14 protein-coding genes are annotated in these 14,049 nt (G+C 57.0%); 5 read left to right on the top strand and 9 right to left on the bottom strand.

What is annotated here, in order from left to right:
- Positions 1 to 744: a MerR family transcriptional regulator gene (locus tag ACRDD5_RS03195; protein ID WP_438675901.1), complete on the bottom strand. Its 744-nt coding sequence runs from the start codon at positions 742 to 744 to the stop codon at positions 1 to 3.
- 114 nt (positions 745 to 858) lie between these two features.
- On the bottom strand, positions 859 to 2,079 hold the full coding sequence (locus ACRDD5_RS03190) for a diguanylate phosphodiesterase (RefSeq protein WP_438675900.1): 1,221 nt from the start codon (positions 2,077 to 2,079) through the stop codon (positions 859 to 861).
- Positions 2,080 to 2,383: 304 nt separating this feature from the next.
- On the opposite strand from ACRDD5_RS03190, the gene ycgZ reads away from it, so the two are divergent.
- The 5 genes from ycgZ (at position 2,384) to yegS (ending at position 6,078) form a co-directional block, all read left to right on the top strand.
- Positions 2,384 to 2,623 carry a regulatory protein YcgZ gene (gene ycgZ / locus ACRDD5_RS03185; RefSeq protein ID WP_438675899.1) on the top strand — a complete coding sequence of 80 codons (240 nt, stop codon included), beginning with the start codon at positions 2,384 to 2,386 and terminating at the stop codon, positions 2,621 to 2,623.
- Between the two features lie 137 nt (positions 2,624 to 2,760).
- Positions 2,761 to 3,078 carry a hypothetical protein gene (locus ACRDD5_RS03180; RefSeq protein WP_271282181.1) on the top strand — a complete coding sequence of 106 codons (318 nt, stop codon included), beginning with the start codon at positions 2,761 to 2,763 and terminating at the stop codon, positions 3,076 to 3,078.
- A 38-nt stretch (positions 3,079 to 3,116) separates the two neighbouring features.
- The gene (locus ACRDD5_RS03175) at positions 3,117 to 3,395 is read left to right on the top strand and encodes a biofilm development regulator YmgB/AriR family protein (protein ID WP_271282180.1); all 279 of its coding nucleotides are present in this window, start codon (positions 3,117 to 3,119) and stop codon (positions 3,393 to 3,395) included.
- Positions 3,396 to 3,567: 172 nt separating this feature from the next.
- A complete protein-coding gene (gene trhP / locus ACRDD5_RS03170) occupies positions 3,568 to 4,929 on the top strand; it encodes a prephenate-dependent tRNA uridine(34) hydroxylase TrhP (protein WP_271282179.1) in 1,362 nt (453 codons plus the stop codon).
- Positions 4,930 to 5,178: 249 nt separating this feature from the next.
- Positions 5,179 to 6,078 carry a lipid kinase YegS gene (gene yegS, locus ACRDD5_RS03165; protein ID WP_438675898.1) on the top strand — a complete coding sequence of 300 codons (900 nt, stop codon included), beginning with the start codon at positions 5,179 to 5,181 and terminating at the stop codon, positions 6,076 to 6,078.
- A gap of 67 nt (positions 6,079 to 6,145) precedes the next feature.
- On the opposite strand, the gene ACRDD5_RS03160 is transcribed toward yegS, so the two are convergent.
- From ACRDD5_RS03160 to fbaB, 7 genes are all read right to left on the bottom strand, one after another.
- A complete protein-coding gene (locus ACRDD5_RS03160; RefSeq protein WP_438675897.1) occupies positions 6,146 to 6,919 on the bottom strand; it encodes an ABC transporter ATP-binding protein in 774 nt (257 codons plus the stop codon).
- A gap of 9 nt (positions 6,920 to 6,928) precedes the next feature.
- Positions 6,929 to 7,792 (bottom strand): ATP-binding cassette domain-containing protein, encoded by an 864-nt coding sequence (locus tag ACRDD5_RS03155; protein ID WP_271282689.1) that lies wholly within the window; start codon positions 7,790 to 7,792, stop codon positions 6,929 to 6,931.
- Positions 7,764 to 8,669, bottom strand: a complete 906-nt coding sequence (locus ACRDD5_RS03150) for an ABC transporter permease (protein ID WP_271282690.1) — start codon at positions 8,667 to 8,669, stop codon at positions 7,764 to 7,766. The genes ACRDD5_RS03155 and ACRDD5_RS03150 overlap by 29 nt, the downstream gene beginning before the upstream one ends.
- Positions 8,666 to 9,703, bottom strand: coding sequence for an ABC transporter permease (locus tag ACRDD5_RS03145; protein WP_438675896.1), 1,038 nt, complete (start codon positions 9,701 to 9,703; stop codon positions 8,666 to 8,668). Before ACRDD5_RS03145 ends, ACRDD5_RS03150 begins: the two co-directional genes overlap by 4 nt.
- On the bottom strand, positions 9,700 to 11,316 hold the full coding sequence (locus ACRDD5_RS03140) for an ABC transporter substrate-binding protein (protein ID WP_438675895.1): 1,617 nt from the start codon (positions 11,314 to 11,316) through the stop codon (positions 9,700 to 9,702). The genes ACRDD5_RS03145 and ACRDD5_RS03140 overlap by 4 nt, the downstream gene beginning before the upstream one ends.
- Before the next feature lie 33 nt (positions 11,317 to 11,349).
- Positions 11,350 to 12,504, bottom strand: coding sequence for a mandelate racemase family protein (locus ACRDD5_RS03135; RefSeq protein WP_438675894.1), 1,155 nt, complete (start codon positions 12,502 to 12,504; stop codon positions 11,350 to 11,352).
- 299 nt (positions 12,505 to 12,803) lie between these two features.
- Positions 12,804 to 13,856, bottom strand: coding sequence for a class I fructose-bisphosphate aldolase (gene fbaB / locus ACRDD5_RS03130; RefSeq protein ID WP_271282694.1), 1,053 nt, complete (start codon positions 13,854 to 13,856; stop codon positions 12,804 to 12,806).
- Positions 13,857 to 14,049 lie beyond the last annotated feature (193 nt).

Raw genomic sequence — 14,049 nt, 5'->3', positions numbered from 1 at the left:
TCAGGCGGCGTTTGCCGCCCCGTATGCCCTGATGGCATAACCCTGCTTTTGCCAGTGCTCCAGCTGCTGGAGCTGTTCCGGCGAAATTGCCGGCCCCGCCCAGACCAGAATTTGCTGCCCCGGGAAGAATTCCGGATGGGGTAACTCAAGCGGTTCGGCAAACACATCAATCCGCCAGCCGCGCTGGGATAAACGCCACGCCTCCAGCCACAGACCGGTGCGATCGTCAATTCCCCAGCCGATCAGTAATGCATCTCTGCCCGCTTTGATGCGCGCTTCCATCAGGCTCGACACCGCTTGCTCAATCAGAATGCCATCCAGCAGGCTGCGCATGGCGCGCGCGGTATCGCGATCGAGACTCAGGGTGTTCCGCAGGGGCTCAAAGACGTTGTCGATCAGGATATCCACGGGATGGAGCGCACAGAACGCCGCAATTTTGGCACGCAGTTTCGCAGGACTCACCTGGCGCAAGGTCCCAATCATCTCTTCCTGCAGCGCAGACCAGTCTCCCGGCTCCGGCGCTTTTCCCTGATCGAGAAGCGCTTTCACCTTCCCGACCGGCACACCACGTTCGATCCAGCGTTGGATCTCGGCAATGCGCAGAAGGTCGTCGTCGTCAAACTGTCGATGTCCGCCTTCGCTGCGCTGCGGCTTAAGCAACCCATACCGGCGCTGCCATGCCCGCAGAGTGACGGGGTTTATGCCACATCGTTCTGCAACATCGCCAATACTGTAAAAGGCCATCGATTCTCCCTGCTTAATCGATATATTCTGTATTCAAAGTAACGAATCTCACCAGGCTGTACAACCTGTAATAGTGTACAACAAAATTGTATCACTACCCGGTGAGACTATTGCTTAAATGTCCTCTGTCCGCTCAGGCCACGCGATAGCGGGGATCCCAGCGAGTTCCGGACGGGCAAACAGGTGCCCCTGGAACTGTGAAACACCGGCAGATTCGAGCCACATCCACTCTTCCGCCTTCTCAATACCGACCGCAGAGATCAGTATTTCCAGTGTTGTACAACATTTGATGATAGCCAGTACGATGGCCTGACGCGGGCCACTTTTGTGAATATCGCGGATCAGGTCACGGTTAATCTTAATCCGGTCCGGCTGGAACTGGGCCAGCAGCAAAAGACCGCCAAAACCGCCGCCGAAGTGGTCGATAGCCACACCGATCCCGGCCGCTTTAAGCTCGCGCACGCTGCCGGTGAAATCATCCAGACGCGAGATCACTTCGTTCTCGGTAAACTCCACCACGATCTGCTCGGGCACCAGCCCGTTGGCGGCAATTTCCTGCAGCAGATAGTTGACCGCATCAGGCTCGTTGACCAACGTCATCGGCAGCAGGTTGACCGACAGGCTCTGCTCACCCAGCCCCAGCGCGCTGGCCATTGCAAAGGCCACGCTTTTGCTTTTGAGATCTGCTGCGTAGATTTCATCCCCCTGCAGCCCTTCAAACCAGCGCTGGGCAGGCTCCCCGCTCGGCGTGCGGATCAGCGCTTCCAGCGTGACCCGCTCACGGGCCATAGGGTCAATAATCGGCTGAAAGGCAAAGCTGCACGTCTCGCTATAGCGCGTATGCAGCGTTCGCACGCTGGCGGCAGAGGTATCGGGGATAAACTCCCAGTAGTCTGCCGGTGGGATTTCGAAGTAGTTCTCGATTTCACTCTCTTCGACAAAGGTCCTGAAAAACTGCAGCGCCCGGTCGTTATAGATAAGCTGGAACCGGGTGGTTCCTTTATCCATCACCGTTTGCAGCACCTCGCGACGATCGTAGGTCCGTAAATCAAACAGCTCCATGCCAGTCTTACCGAAACGCCGCGCAGGGGAATAATCACACAGCAGTTCGACCACGTTGTGGTGACGCTCATCTGCGCAAATCGTCTGGTAGATAGCCCTCACGCTCTCATCGGGTCCCTCAAGCAGCTGAAAAAACAGCTTGCCGTTGAACAGCAAAATGCCGCTGACGCCGGCTTTGCTGTTCTTCTCATTAGCTGCAACAACCATGTCTTCCAGCACGGTAACCGGTACGTGATCACGTAAGTGACTACGGTAAATAATGGTAGTGAGCATAGGATTTCCAATAGAGGAAGTGAATGAAACGCCACAGTATCAAATGGTTGGATATATCTCTTGATATCCTTTATCACGGGATTTTGTGCGGTACTGTTTAACACTTTAACGCGTAAAAACCGTACACAATGTACAATATTTCCTGCCTGCTCCGCAGCAAAATACAACTTTAAGTTTTTGATTATAATGCAATAGCACTTAATGATCAAAAATAAACTGTCAACCTGTACAACCAGTGTGTACAGTATTTATAGATTTACAACACGTTAACACATTAGCTAATACAAAGCATCAGGAGTGACATATGCGCGAGAACGGGTATGTACCGAATACAGCCAATGCCATTACTCAATACTTTACGAAAGCTAACCAGCCTACTCAGCAGGAGATGCTGGGACAGATTGTAGTGGAGATCCTTCGGGAGGGAAAAATCCTTAACCGAAAGTCGCTGTGCACTAAATTGCTTTCCCGCATGGACCAGGCATTGGATAAGGGAGAGGAGAGTCGCTACCAAACGCTGATTGGCCTGCTGTTTGACCGTTAAAAGAAGGACGCCTGCAGCCGCTAATTACCTTGCTTTTCGTCGGTTTTTTCTTGCAAGCAGTTTTCTTATACTGCTCTCAAAACTGACATCATGCCGCGTTTCCCTTTGCTGGAAGATGTGGCAACAGAGACGTAGTTATGAACAGAAGTGAACATGAAAGACTGACTGACGAACTTATTGGCGAAGCCACCCTTTCTCTGCTCCAGGAAAAGGGGCCGATCAGCATTAAAGGATTGCTGGAGAGGCTGAGCGCAATGCTCGCTGCAGAGCGAGATGATGAAAGACGCAGCGTACTGGCACAAATAATCCTGGAAATCTCCAGTGACAGTAACGGTGCGCCTTCGCGCAACGTCAAAAGTGAGCAGCAGGCAGGGGACAAGGACGGTCTGAACAGCAGCAACGTGTATCCCTTGTTTGGCACAAGCCAGCAATCGCGCAGCAGTAAAAAACACTGACTGCAATTATTCAGCCATTAACTAATCGGTGTGATCCTATGAGCCAGGCTATGCTCCAGAATAATGATTTTTATCAACCACTGCCAAACCCTGTGCTGTCCAATTATTTTCGTAATGCTGCAGGTTTACTGGCTGACGAATCAGCGCTGTATCATTCCGTTGTTGCCGCTATTGCGGATGCGAATGAGCCGCTGACCAATAAAGCGATCATCTTGCGCCTTATTCATGAAATTGAGTCCACCCGCGACGTTGTCAAAGCCGATATCATTCGCAAGACGCTGGAAATTATTGTCGATCACACCCTGGATGACCTCTGAGCGCCCTTCATTTAATTAAACGCTGACGGCACTGTCCTGCCGTCGGCGTTTCGTTAAATGGTTTACCTCCCTGCCCCACAGCGCTACAATGCCCGCCCTTAAAGTATGGGATCTCCTCCCGGCGCACACTCTGGTGTAGCGCATCTGACCTGTCATCAGAACGAGAACAAACATGTTTAAACCAGAACTCCTTTCCCCGGCGGGAACGCTGCAGAATATGCGTTACGCTTTCGCCTATGGTGCCGATGCCGTCTATGCGGGCCAGCCGCGCTACTCTCTGCGCGTGCGTAACAATGAATTCAATCACGAAAACCTGCAGCTCGGCATCAACGAAGCCCACGCCCAGGGGAAAAAATTCTACGTGGTCGTCAACATTGCGCCGCACAACGCCAAGCTGAAAACCTTTATCCGTGACCTGAAACCGGTCGTTGAGATGGGGCCGGATGCGTTGATTATGTCCGACCCGGGTTTGATCATGCTGGTGCGCGAGAACTTCCCGGAGATGGATATTCACCTCTCCGTGCAGGCGAATGCGGTTAACTGGGCGACGGTGAAGTTCTGGAAGCAAATGGGCCTGACCCGCGTGATCCTGTCCCGCGAGCTGTCGCTGGAAGAGATTGAAGAGATCCGCACCCAGGTACCGGAAATGGAGCTGGAGATTTTTGTTCACGGCGCGCTGTGCATGGCCTACTCCGGCCGCTGCCTGCTGTCCGGCTACATCAACAAACGCGATCCTAACCAGGGCACCTGCACCAACGCCTGCCGCTGGGAATACAAAGTTCAGGAAGGGAAAGAGGACGACGTGGGCAACATCGTGCATAAGCACGAGCCGATCCCGGTAAAAACCGTCGAGCCGACGCTGGGCGAAGGCGCCCCGACCGACAGCGTGTTTATGATTGAAGAGGCCAAACGTCCTGGCGAGTACATGACCGCGTTCGAAGACGAGCACGGCACCTATATCATGAACTCCAAAGACCTGCGCGCCATCGCCCACGTTGAGCGCCTGACCCAGATGGGCGTCCACTCGCTGAAGATCGAAGGCCGGACCAAATCCTATTACTACTGCGCGCGTACCGCTCAGGTGTATCGCAAAGCGATCGACGATGCGGCAGCGGGTAAACCCTTTGACGAGAACCTGCTCACCACGCTGGAAGGGCTGGCCCATCGCGGTTATACCGAGGGCTTCCTGCGTCGTCACACCCACGATGACTACCAGAACTACGACTACGGCCACTCGATTTCAGAGCGTCAACAGTTTGTCGGTGACTTCACCGGCGAGCGCAAAGGCGACCTCGCGGAAGTGGCGGTCAAAAACAAATTCCTCGTCGGCAATAGCCTGGAGCTGATGACCCCGCAGGGCAACATCAACTTTACGCTGGAACATATGCAGAACGGTAAAGGTGAAGCGGTGTCCGTTGCGCCGGGAGACGGTCATAAAGTGTGGCTGCCGGTACCGGCAGATATCGCGCTGGATTATGCGCTGCTGATGCGTAACTTCAGCGGCGAAAATACCCGAAACCCGCACGCTAAATAATTTCAGGGGTTATTTTCCGGGCATGAGATAATTCTTAGAATTCGATCACATACCGCTGCGTTCAATACGGTTATTATTGATAACGCTGAAAAACATAACCCATAAATGCTAGCTGTACCAGGAACCACCTCCTTAGCCTGTGTAATCTCCCTTACCCAGGCTAATTTTTTTTGTGCCTTTCATCTTCTTCCTGGCTCCCTTTTCCCGCTCTGCTCTACACTTCTTGTTAATTCAAAAGGAGTAACGAGAATGGCCAACTATCCGGCAAGTTTATTAATTCTCAACGGTAAAAGCGCCGGGGACGATCTGCTCCGTCAGGCTGTTTCTCTGCTGCGCGAGGAAGGTGTGGCCATTCACGTGCGGGTAACCTGGGAAAAAGGCGATGCGGCGCGCTATATCGACGAAGCTCACGCCCTGGGTGTGGAGACCGTGATTGCGGGCGGCGGCGATGGCACCATCAATGAGGTGGCGACGGCGCTGATCGCCCTGCCCGACGCCAACCGTCCGGCGCTGGGCATTCTGCCGCTCGGCACCGCCAACGATTTTGCCACCAGCGCCGGGATCCCCGAAAGTCTGGATAAAGCGCTCCAGCTGGCGATTGTCGGTAAAGCGACGGCGGTGGACATCGCCCGGGTCAACGATGAAACCTGCTTTATCAATATGGCGACCGGTGGGTTTGGCACGCGGATCACCAGCGAAACCCCGGAAAAACTCAAAGCCGCTCTTGGGGGAGTTTCTTACCTGATCCACGGGCTGGTGCGCTTAGATACCCTGAAGCCGGATCAGTGCGAAATAACCGGGGAAGCGTTTCACTGGCAGGGTAATGCGCTGGTGATTGGGATCGGCAATGGCCGCCAGGCGGGAGGTGGACAACAGTTGTGTCCGAATGCGCTTATCAACGACGGTCAGCTCGAGCTGCGTATTTTCACCGGCGACGAGCTGCTGCCCGCCCTGCTGACCACGCTGACCAAACCGGAAGAGAGCCCGAACATTGTTGACGGCCAGTCGGCGTGGTTTGACATCACGGCCCCGCACGGCATGACCTTTAACCTCGACGGCGAGCCGTTAAGCGGGGAGCATTTCCGCATCGCGCTGCTGCCGGGGGCGCTGCGCTGTCGGCTGCCGCCGGATTGCCCGCTATTGAGGTGAGATTTTTGCACGGGCCCAGGGTTTGGGTAGGCCGGGTAAGGCGAAGCCGCCACCCGGCACAATCCCACTAATACACCGCCACCTCCCGCGCCATCTCGCGTGAATACTGCTGGCTGGCGGTGACCAGCATCCGCGTATAATCGGTTTTGGCATTCCCGGCCACCAGCTCATCCACGGTCAGCGTTTCAAGGATCTTACCGTACTGCATCACCGCCACCTTCTGGCACAGATGCGCAATCACCCCCAGATCGTGGGTCACCATCAGATAGGTCAGCTTCGACTCGCGCTGCAGCTCCGCCAGCAGGTTTAAGATCTCCGCCTGCACCGACACGTCCAGCGCCGAGGTCGGTTCGTCGAGCAGCAGCACCTGTGGCTCCAGAATCAACGCCCTCGCTATTGCCACGCGCTGGCGCTGACCACCCGACAGCTGATGCGGATAGCGGTCGCGGAAGGCGCGGTTCAGCCCCACTTTATCCAGCAGGGCATGAATACGCCGATCCCGGTCGTTGATGCCATGGATTTGCAGCGGCTCTTCCAGAATATCGCCGATGGTGTGACGCGGGTGCAGCGAACCATAGGGATCCTGAAACACCATCTGCACCAGCCGACAGCGCTGGGGGCTGATGCGTCGCTCCAGCGCCTGGCCGTTAATCGCCAGCGCCCCCTCCCAGTGGGTGAACAGCCCGGCAAGGCACTTCAGCACCGTGGTTTTGCCGGACCCCGACTCTCCCACCAGGCCGTAAATCTCGCCCGGCTGGACGTTAATGTTTACGTCATACAGTACCTGGCTGCGCTTCTCGCCCTCACCGAAGGCCAGATTCAGGTTTTTTACCTCGATCATCTTCGCTCCTTATTCGACCAGCCAGCTGGCCTGGCGCTGCAGCACCGGCAGCACCGGACGGCGGTGATTCATCTCCGGCAGGGCATTGATCAGCCCCTGCGTGTAGGGATGTTTTGCATTGTGCAGATCGCAGGCGGCAATGGATTCCACCACCCGACCGGCGTACATCACCAGCACCCGGTCACAGAAGCTGCGCACCAGGTTGATGTCGTGACTGATAAAGATTAAACCCAGCCCGCGAGACTGAACTAAATCGTCCAGCAGCCCCAGTACCTGCAGGCGCACCGAGACGTCCAGCGCCGAGGTCGGTTCATCGGCAATCACCAGTTCCGGGTCGGTGATCAGCATCATGGCGATCATGATGCGCTGCCCCTGCCCGCCGGAGATCTCATGAGGATAGAGTTGATACACGCGCTTCGGCTCGCGAATGCGCACCACGTCCAGCATCTCCAGTACTTTGGCTTTGGCTTCCGCCTTGCGCCCCGGATGGTGGGTCAGCCAGGCTTCGGCAATCTGATCCCCGACGCACACCACCGGGTTAAGGGAGTATTTCGGGTCCTGCATGATCATCGAGATGCGCTTGCCGCGAATGCCGCGCATCTGCGCCTCGCTGACGGTACGTAAATCGACATCGCCAAACTGCATCCGCGTGGCGGTGATCTGCGCTTTAGCCGGATGCAGGCGCAGCAGCGCCCGCCCGACGGTGGATTTACCGGAACCCGATTCGCCGACAATCGCCAGCTTCTCGCGCCCGAGCTGAAAGGAGACGCCGCGCACCGCGTTCGTGACCGCGCGTCCGTTGATAAAGTCGACGTGCAGATCGCGCACGTCGAGCAGCGGTGCATCAGTTGCTGCGAGGATCGAGGATGTCACGTAGGCCATCTCCTAAGAAGTTGAACGCCAGACTGTTGATCAGGATTGCCAGCCCCGGAATAGTCACCACCCACCAGCACTCCATCATATAAGTGCGACCGCTGGAGATCATCGCGCCCCACTCCGGCTCTGGCGGCTGCGCGCCAAGACCCAGGAAACCGAGACCGGCGGCAGTCAGGATGATCCCGGCCATGTTCATGGTGATCCGGATGATTACCGACGGCAGGCACAGCGGGACAACGTGTCGCCACAGTACCCGCACCGGGGATGCCCCCTGCAGACGCACGGCGGAGATAAAGTCAGCCTGGCGTAACGAGAGGGTCTCGGCGCGCGCCAGACGGGCAATCGGCGGCCAGGCCGTAATCGTAATGGCGATGACCACGTGCTCCAGCCCCGGACCGAGGGCGGCAACAAAGGCCAGCGCCAGCACCAGGCTCGGGAACGAGATAAAGATGTCGGTGACGCGCATCAGCACAGCATCGACCTTACCGCCAAAATAACCTGCGGTAACGCCGAGCAGCAGCCCCAGAGGGCCAACGGTGACCGACACCAGCAGCACGATGTACAGCGTAATGCGTGAGCCGTACACCAGGCGGCTGAAGATGTCCCGACCAAACTCATCGGTGCCGAACCAGTGCTGGGCGTTCGGCGCCACCAGGGCGTTATTCAGATCCTGCACCAGCGGGTTATAAGGGGCGATCCACGGCGCGAAGGCCGCAACAATCAACAGCAGCAGGATAATGCCGCCGCCAATCGCCGTTAGCGGATTACGCGCCATTTGCCCGACAAAGCCTGCCGCGCGACGTGCGGTGCGCGCCAGACGCTGGCGTCCTTCGCTGCGGCCAATCTGCAGCGGTGTATCCAGAGAAACGGTCATGATTTCGTCCTCGGGTCAAAGAGTTGATACAGCATGTCGGAGAGCAGGTTGAGCATCACGAAGATCATCCCCACCAGCAGCACACAGCCCATTACCGCATTCATGTCCCCCAGCAGCAGGCTGCCGGTAAGATACGAGCCAAATCCAGGCCAGGAGAAGACGGTTTCAATCAGGACCGCCCCTTCCAGCAGCGAGCCGTAGGCCAGCGCCACCACCGTCAGCAGCTGGACCAGGATGTTGCGGAACGCGTGGTTCCAGATCACCTGACGCTCGGTTAAGCCTTTTACCCGGGCAGTGATGATGAACTCCTGCGACAGCTGGGCCAGCATAAAGCTGCGGGTCATACGGCTTATGTAGGCCAGAGAGTGGAAACCGAGCAGCGATGCCGGGAGCACCAGATGGTTAATCGCATTCCAGAACACCGCGCTGTTGCCCGCCAGCAGGGCATCGACGGTCATCAGTCCGGTACGCCGCGGCACCACGCCTTCGAGGCCCAAATCCAGCCGTCCGGCGCCGCCCACCCAACCGAGCCAGGCGTAGAACAGCAGCAGCCCCATCATCCCCACCCAGAAGATCGGCGTCGAATAACCGGCCAGGCTGATGATGCGCACCACGTAATCGGAAATACTGTTGCGACGCGCCGCTGCCAGCACCCCCAGCGGAATGCCTAAGCCCGCGCCGACAATAATTGCCATCGTCGCCAGCTCCAGCGTCGCCGGGAAGACGCGCAGGATGTCATCCAGAACCGGTTTGCCGGTCAGCAGCGCATTGCCTAAATCGCCGTGCAGCAGGTTGTTGAAGTAAATGCCAAACTGGGTCAGCAGCGACTTGTCAAAGCCCAGCTGGTGATACACCTGCTGATAGGTGCTGTGGTCAGCATCAGGGCCGACAATCGCCAGCACCGGATCCACCGGCATCACGCGGCCGATAAAAAAGGTCAGCACCAGCAGGCCGAACAGGGTCACCAGCACCTGTGTTACGCGTTTTGAGAAACGCCGGGTCCGGGAGCCCGGGGCGAGGATCGCAACACTCATTTTTCACCTCCGGTTTTGTACACTTCCCGCAGGAAGGTGGTGGCGGACGGATGCGACTGGAAGTTTTTTACCTCGTTACGCACCACCACCGAATCAACCATTTGCGACAGGGGGATCAGCGCCGGGATCAGCTGGTCGTAGCGGACCTGGATCTGCTGATAATCAACAATCTGTTTCTGCGGATCGCGCTCCAGCAGCGCTTTGTCGATCATCTCGTTCAGCGGTTTGTCGTAAAAACTGGTGCGCCAGCCCTGGAAGTTGGTCAGGCGGGCTTCGTCGCTGTTGTCCGGGTTGTAGACCAGCGCGCGCAGGCTGGAGTGAGGATGCGGCTCAACGCCGCTGCCGCCGCGCCCGACCAGCATGTCGAACTTACGTTCGCGCATCGCACCGTAGATCTGGTTGCCGGTGCCGGTGATGATTTTGGCGTTAATCCCCGCCTGCATCAGCGTGGACTGCACCGCGATGGCAATATTGAGGAAGGGCTGATCCGCCAGCACTCGCAGCGTGGTGTCGAAACCGTCCGGATAGCCCGCTTCTGCCAGCAGCTTTTTGGCGCGGGGAATGTCCAACGCATAGCCAGGATCCGGCAGCGTTGACGGCATTCCGGCCTTGATCGGTCGCTGGTGCAGGACGCCGTAGCCCGGCATCAGCGCTTTGTTGATGCCCTGATAATCAATCAGGTAGCGCACCGCTTCGCGCACTTTCGGGTTGGCGAAGTGATCCTCTTTCATGCTCATCGCTACGTAATAAACCGTGCCCTTCTGCACGGCTTCCACCGTCAGTTGGGGATCTTTACGCAGGGCGTTGATATCGGCCACCGCCATATTGCTGGCAATATCCAGATCGCCCTTCTCCACCATCAGGCGCAGGGTTTGCGACTCCTGGAAATGGCGCAATACCACCCGGTTCATCTTCGGCTCTTCGCGCCAGTATGTCGGGTTGCGCTGCATGCGCAGCACGTCTTTCGCCTGCCAGGTTTCCAGCATAAACGGCCCGGAACCGGCTTCGTTGGTGGTCAGCCAACGGTTACCCCAGTCGTTATTGACCTCGTGGCTCTGCACCGTTTTGCGATCCAGCACGCCGAGGTTGCCCAGTGCGCCAAGGGAGTAAATCACCAGTTGAGGATCGTTGGCCTTCGGCAGGGTAAGCTGAACCGTGTAGTCATCAACGGCTTTTACCTGCTGGTCGATGTTTTTCTTGCTGAAACCGTAGGATTTCCACACCGAGGCCTGGGCCAGGTTCAGGTGCAGCAGGCGGCGCATCGACCACACCACGTCCTCGGCAGTGAGCGAGTTGCCGGAGTGGAAGGTCACGTTATCGCGCAGATGGAAGGTCAGGGTTTTGCCGTCCGGGGCAATATCCCAGGATTTCGCCAGCGCCGGTTTAACGTTGGTGAGGGTGTTGGGATCCAGTTCCACCAGCGAATCGTAGAGATTGACCACAATGCCGACCACTTCATTACCGGTCATCGCGGCCGGGTCGAGGGTCAGCAGGTTGTTCATGTTCATACCGATGATGAGCTGATCGGACGGCGTTTTTGCGTACGCCGCCCCGCTCCCCATCATCAGCGAGAGCGCGACTAAGCACGCCCCGGCTAAGGGAGATCGTTTCATGTATATATCGCCTGTAGGGTACGTTTTTATTTGTCAGTCGTGGCTGACGGTATTGGCTTCGATATATGCAAAATTAATGTCTTCACCGAGTCCCGGGCGATCCGGCAGGGTGACAATGCCGTTCTCGTCCATCGGATCGACGATGCTATGGAGATAAGCGGCCGGGACATCGTAGTCGAGGAACGGGTGCAGCAGACCGCGCTCGTACCAACGACAGTTCTTGATAGCGCCAATCACCGCCAGGCTTGCCGCGCCGTTGCCGTGCACTTCGCAGTCCATGCCAAACGCTTCGGCGAGGTTCGCTACTTTCAGGGTTGGCGAGATGCCGCCCACGCCGTTAGAGCCGGCACGCAGAATGTCGCAGGCGCCGGCTTTAATCCAGTCCGCACGGCTGTGGTGTTTACCGCCAAGGCTTTCTGGCCCGATGATCGGAATCGACAGATTTTCGGCCAGCCAGGCGTACGAGGACATGCTCTCCTCCTCCATTGGCTCTTCGAACCATGCGAAGTTGAGCTTCTCCAGCTCTTTACCGATGTACAGCGCCTCGGTGCGGCTGTACCAGTGGTAGCCGTCAATCATCAGGTCGATATCCGGGCCCACGGCTTCGCGCACTGCGGCGCAGGCTTTGACATCCATCTTTGGATTAGGCGCAAACGAGACCGGCGGCATCCAGGTGTGCAGTTTGATCGCTTTATAGCCGCGCGCGACCAGCGTTTCAGCGAAGCTGGCGTATTCGTCCGGGGTTGAGAGGCCGCCCGGCAGGTCATCCCCGCACATGGTGCTGCCGTAAGCCGGGACTTTATCGCGATAGCCGCCGAGCAGTTTCCACACCGGCACGTTAAGCTTGCGACCAATCAGATCCCACAGCGCCTGCTCAACAAACCCCAGCGCGCGCTCGGTCAGCTGATGGGCGCTACCACGCTGCCAGTGCGCCAGCTCCTGCCAGATCTTCTCGCGATTAAACGCATCCTGGCCGATCATCACTTTACGAAAGAAGGTATTGACGACAAAAGGGCGCACCACTTCCGGCGGTGCAAAAGCGTACCCTTGGGTGCCATCGTCTACGGTAATGGTTAGCATCGCCATTTTAGCCAGGCTTTCCGGCCCCGGATGAGAGTGCCCGGCGGTGTCGGAAACCCGACGCGTGGGATACTGAAAGACGGTGACGTTTACAGATTCGATTTTCATTATCAGTCCTTAACACAACGTTGGTTCTGCGCGGCTTCGCAATATGAAAAGCTGTTTCGAAACTAACTTTAAGCGCAAATTTCACCCACAGCCTTAGACAAATTCCGCTAAGCGTCGACCATTTTCTGTGCATCTGCACGGCAAGAAGTGACACTTTTCACAAAAGGCGGGGGAAGTGTGACGTGGATCGGGATAGATGTTTGAGTGAAATGAAATGGGTTTTCGAAAATGTAGACGCCGTATTTGTAGGCCGGGCAAACGCAGTGCCGCCCGGCATTAGCGAAAGACGCAAAGATGAATCAGGCAATTGTCACTTTACTGTCCAGGTAGACATCCTGCACCGCGTTAATCAGCTTCACGCCGTCGGCCATCGACTTTTTAAACGCTTTGCGACCGAGGATCAGTCCCATCCCGCCCGCGCGTTTGTTGATCACCGCCGTGCGCACCGCATCCGCGAGGTCGGTTTCACCACCCGCAGCTCCCCCGGAGTTGATAAGCCCTGCGCGGCCCATGTAGCAGTTTGCCAGCTGGTAGCGCACCAAATCGATGGGGCTGTCGCTGGTCAGTTTGCTGTAGACCCGATCGTCGGTGTAGCCGAATTTCACCGCATTGTAGCCGCCGTTATTCTCGGCCATTTTCTGCTTCACAATATCCGCCCCGATGGTGGCCGCCAGATGGTTAGCCTGCCCGGTGAGGTCGGCGGAGACGTGATAATCGGTCCCGTCTTTGTTAAACGCCGGGTTGCGCAGATAAGCCCACAGCACGGTCACCAGACCCAGCTCGTGCGCACGCTCAAAGGCCGCCGAGATCTCTTCTATCTGACGCCGCGACTGCTCTGAACCAAAGTAGATGGTCGCCCCTACCGCGACGGCCCCCATATTGAACGCCTGCTCGACGCTGGCGTACAGGGTCTGATCATACTCGGTGGGATAACTCAGGGTTTCGTTATGGTTTAGCTTCACGAGGAACGGAATGCGGTGCGCATAGCGCCGCGACACTGAGGCCAGCACGCCGTAGGTGGAAGCAACGCAGTTACAGCCCGCTTCAATTGCCAGCTCAACAATGTTCTTTGGATCAAAATAGAGCGGATTAGCGGCAAACGACGCCCCGGCCGAATGCTCCACGCCCTGGTCAACTGGCAGAATCGACAGATAGCCTGTACCGCCAAGACGCCCGGTGTTATACAGCGTCTGCATATTGCGCAGCACGGCAGGTGGACGGTTATTGTCGACCATCACCCGGTCGACGTAGTCGTGACCGGGCAGGTAAAGATGGTCGGCTGGAATGGTCATACAACGATGCTGTAACAGGCTGTCGGCGTCTTTGCCAAGCAGCTGCGCAATATCAGTCATAGCTTTGCTCCCGTCAGGGCCGACGTGATGTCGGCGCGTAGTATCCAGGCCCACATTTTTGTGAGCAGACTAAGCCTGGTACCGCCTGAACAGATTTTCCACCGCCTGAAGCGCATTTCCATACCGCTTACTGGCGCGTTTCGTGTACAACAATTTTGTTACACCGATCAAACAATCACCACAAAGGTATTTA

Origin of the sequence: Silvania sp. (assembly GCF_051656365.1) — a bacterium.
GTDB classification, from domain to species: Bacteria; Pseudomonadota; Gammaproteobacteria; order Enterobacterales; family Enterobacteriaceae; genus Enterobacter; species Enterobacter hatchlandensis.
Note: the sequence above shows the minus strand (reverse complement) of the source record. Positions and strands in the feature narration are given on the sequence as shown.